Genomic DNA, 220 nt, shown 5'->3' on the forward strand with positions numbered 1-220 from the left:
ACCATTCGAAACAACACAGCTCTAAAACATGACAGAGTAGTTATCTACCTCTACAGTCGTTTTGGAACCATTCGAAACAACACAGCTCTAAAACATTGACTTTAACTATTTCAGCATCAATATAGTTTTGGAACCATTCGAAACAACACAGCTCTAAAACCGCAAATCATGATACAATAATTGAACAAAAGTTTTGGAACCATTCGAAACAACACAGCTC

It is taken from the genome of Streptococcus sp. HMSC077D04 (assembly GCF_001808785.1).
In the GTDB taxonomy this organism is placed as follows: domain Bacteria; phylum Bacillota; class Bacilli; order Lactobacillales; family Streptococcaceae; genus Streptococcus; species Streptococcus mitis_BX.